This window comes from Mesorhizobium sp. M2A.F.Ca.ET.067.02.1.1, from assembly GCF_004023285.1.
In the GTDB taxonomy this organism is placed as follows: domain Bacteria; phylum Pseudomonadota; class Alphaproteobacteria; order Rhizobiales; family Rhizobiaceae; genus Mesorhizobium.
This window is the reverse complement of sequence record NZ_RZSB01000739.1, coordinates 1-2,992: the sequence shown is the minus strand read 5'-3', so window position 1 is coordinate 2,992 and position 2,992 is coordinate 1. Positions and strand designations below refer to the sequence as shown.

General features: G+C 65.2%; 3 protein-coding genes and 1 pseudogene. 3 read left to right on the top strand and 1 reads right to left on the bottom strand.

Annotated features, from left to right (window positions below; genetic code table 11):
* A pseudogene (locus EOA28_RS31010) lies at positions 1-379 on the top strand (allophanate hydrolase); the annotation flags it as partial.
* A 69-nt stretch (positions 380-448) separates the two neighbouring features.
* Here the strand turns inward: EOA28_RS31010 and uxuA are convergent.
* Positions 449-1,633 (bottom strand): mannonate dehydratase, encoded by a 1,185-nt coding sequence (gene uxuA, locus EOA28_RS31005; protein ID WP_128315624.1) that lies wholly within the window; start codon positions 1,631-1,633, stop codon positions 449-451.
* A 231-nt stretch (positions 1,634-1,864) separates the two neighbouring features.
* Here uxuA and EOA28_RS31000 point away from each other — a divergent pair, with 231 nt between their 5' ends.
* Together EOA28_RS31000 and EOA28_RS30995 are read left to right on the top strand one after the other, a co-directional pair.
* Positions 1,865-2,647, top strand: coding sequence for an SDR family oxidoreductase (locus tag EOA28_RS31000; RefSeq protein ID WP_127250395.1), 783 nt, complete (start codon positions 1,865-1,867; stop codon positions 2,645-2,647).
* Positions 2,648-2,798: 151 nt separating this feature from the next.
* Positions 2,799-2,992 (top strand): GntR family transcriptional regulator (locus tag EOA28_RS30995; protein ID WP_148670962.1); only part of this gene is annotated, 194 nt, incomplete at its 3' end.

Below are 2,992 nucleotides of genomic sequence, written 5' to 3'. Positions count from 1 at the left end.
GCTCAACGGCCAATTGAAGGAGGCCGGCGCAAGCTTCAGCAGGTCGGCGCGGACGACGCCGTCCTACAAGCTCTATGAGCTCGCCGGCCAGACCCCGCCCAAGCCCGGGCTTGTCCGGGTCGGCCACGGCGGCACCGCCATCGAGATCGAGGTCTGGCGCCTTTGCGCCGATGCCTTCGGCCGTTTCGTCGCCGCCATCCCGCCGCCGCTCGGCATCGGCACCATCGAGCTCGACGACGGCACCTCGGCCAAGGGTTTCCTGGCGGAGAGCGTCGGCCTGTTGGCGGCGACGGACATCTCGGCCTATGGCGGCTGGCGCAGCTACGTCGCCAGGACGAACGAGACTCAACGCAGATTGGAGAGCGTTCCCTCCAACTGAGCGGCGGCCCGGTTCAGCGGCGACCTCGTCGGGTCAGGCCGCCATGCCAAGCGCTTCGGCGTCCGCCTCTCAGGCCAGCTCGAACCGCTCCACGGCGCGCATGATGCCGCGCAGCTCGGCAAGGCCTTTCAGCCTGCCGATCAGCGAATAGCCGGGATTGATCTTCGTCTTGCCGATATCGTCGGCGAGCAGATGGCCATGGTCCGGCCGCATCGGGATGCGCCAGTCGGACCGGCCTTCCTTGCGCCGGCGCGCCCCCTCCTTCATCAGCGCCAGGATGACTTCGGCCATGTCGGTCGAGCCTTCCAGATGCTCGGCCTCGTAGAACGAGCCATCCGCCTCGCGCGTCACGTTGCGCAGATGCGCGAAATGGATCTTCGGTCCGAACTCCTCGATCATCGCGACCAGGTCGTTGTCGGCGCGCACGCCGTAGGAGCCGGTGCAGAAGGTCAGTCCGTTCGACGGGCTGTCGACCGTTCCCACGATGAAGCGCGCGTCGTCCGCCGTGGAAACCACGCGCGGCAAACCGTAGAGCGAGAAGGGCGGATCGTCGGGATGGATGCACATGCGCGCGCCGACTTCCTCGGCGACCGGAATGATCTCCTTCAGGAACCAGGCGAGGTTGGCGCGCAGTTCGGCCGGGCCGATCGCGGCGTAATCGGCAAGCGCCTGACGCATCGTCTCGCGATTGTAGGTGCGCTCGGTGGCCGGCAGGCCGGCGATCAGATTGCGCTCTATTTTCTCGATGTCGTCGTTGCTCAGAGTCTTCAGTCGTGCTTCCGCCTCCTTAAGGCGCTCCGGACCGTAGCTCGCCTCGGCATTCGGCCGCTTCAGCACGAAGACGTCGTAGGCGGCGAAGTCGAGCGCATCGAAGCGCAACGCGTAGCCGGTGGTCGGCAACCGGTACATGAGGTCGGTGCGCGTCCAGTCCACCACCGGCATGAAGTTGTAGCAGATCGTCGAAATGCCGGCCTTCGCCAGCGCCCGGATCGTATCCCTGTACCAGCCGGCGTAGCGCTCCCGCTCGGGCGTCCCCGTCTTGATCGAATTGTGGACCGGAATGCTCTCCACCACCGACCATGTCAGCCCCGCCGCCTCGATGATGCGCTTGCGTTCGAGAATGGCGTCGAGCGGCCAGGCGTTGCCGTCATAGATGTCGTGCAGCGCCGTGACGATACCAGTCGCCCCGGCCTGCTTGATGTGGTCGAGTGTGACCGGGTCGTTCGGGCCGTACCAGCGCCAGCATTGTTCCATGACTGCCTCCCAAAGCATGCGTTTTCATCCGTGTCGTATCTGAACGGCCGCCATGCATCAAAACAAAGACGTAAAGCCGCATCGGACCGAACCCATTTCGGCGCGAGCGCTTCAGCGTGGTTGCGATCGACCATATTGTCGGATGACAATGGCCGTCAAATCAGGGGATCGCGGCGCCTTCCGACGAACCACCGACAGGCGCTTTCGTTCATCATTGCAGGAGTTTTGTCCATGAACGATTTCGACGGCAAGGTTGCCCTGGTGACGGGAACGACCGGGATCGCCGAGGCAACCGCGCGCCGTCTTGCCGAGGGCGGCGCCGCGATCATCGCGCTGGGCATCGACCAAGCCGCCAACGCGATGCTGCAGGCCGAGCTCAACCGCGCGGGCGCCGCCGCCCTCGTGCTCGCCACGGACGTTGCCGTGCCCGACCAGGTCGAGAGGGCGATCGCTTCCGGCGTCGAGAAATTCGGCGGGCTGGACGTCATCGTCAATTCGGCCGCCGTGCATCCCTACGGCACGGCCACGACGACGGATTTCGAGACCTGGAACCGGGCGATGTCGGTCAATGTCGGATCGATCTACCTCACCGCCCGTTTCGGCATACCGGAGATGATCAAGCGCGGCGGCGGCGCCATCGTAAACGTCGCCTCGGTGCAGGGCACCGCCTGCCAGGAGAATGTCGCAGCCTACGCCACCACCAAGGGCGCGATCCACACGCTGACGCGCTCGCTGGCGCTCGACTATGCCCGAAAAGGCATCCGCGTGAACTCCGTCAGCCCGGGGTCCGTGCGTACCCCGATCCTCGAACGCGCCGCCCGCGCCGAAGATCGCAATGCGGATGTCGAGGCGGCCTTCAAACGCTTCGGCGAAGCGCATCCGCTCGGCCGCATCGGCGAGCCGGAGGAAGTGGCGGACCTGATCGCGTTCCTATGCTCGTCCAAGGCAAGCTTCTGCACCGGGGCCGACTACAGGATAGATGGCGGCCTTTTGGCGGGCATCGGGGTTCGATAACGTCGCAGTCGCAATGACGCGGTTGGGCGACGGGCGCGCGCTCCCTTGCGGCAGCGCGCGTTAACCGTCTATCGTGCGTCCCAATGCCATCGGAACCTGTCCCCGCGGCAGCGACGAAGCAGCTTTCAGGACGACGAGTAACGCAGAGCCAATGGCCGACAAATCGCGAATCGGACTGACCGCTGTCGATACCGTTCCCCTGCATGAGAAAGTCTATCTGGAGCTCGTTCGGGCCCTTATGTCCGGACAGTTGCAGCCTGGCCAGAAGCTGACCTCGCGCAAGCTTGCCAAGGAACTCGGCACCAGCGACATGCCGGTGCGCAGCGCTTTCACCCGACTGCAAGC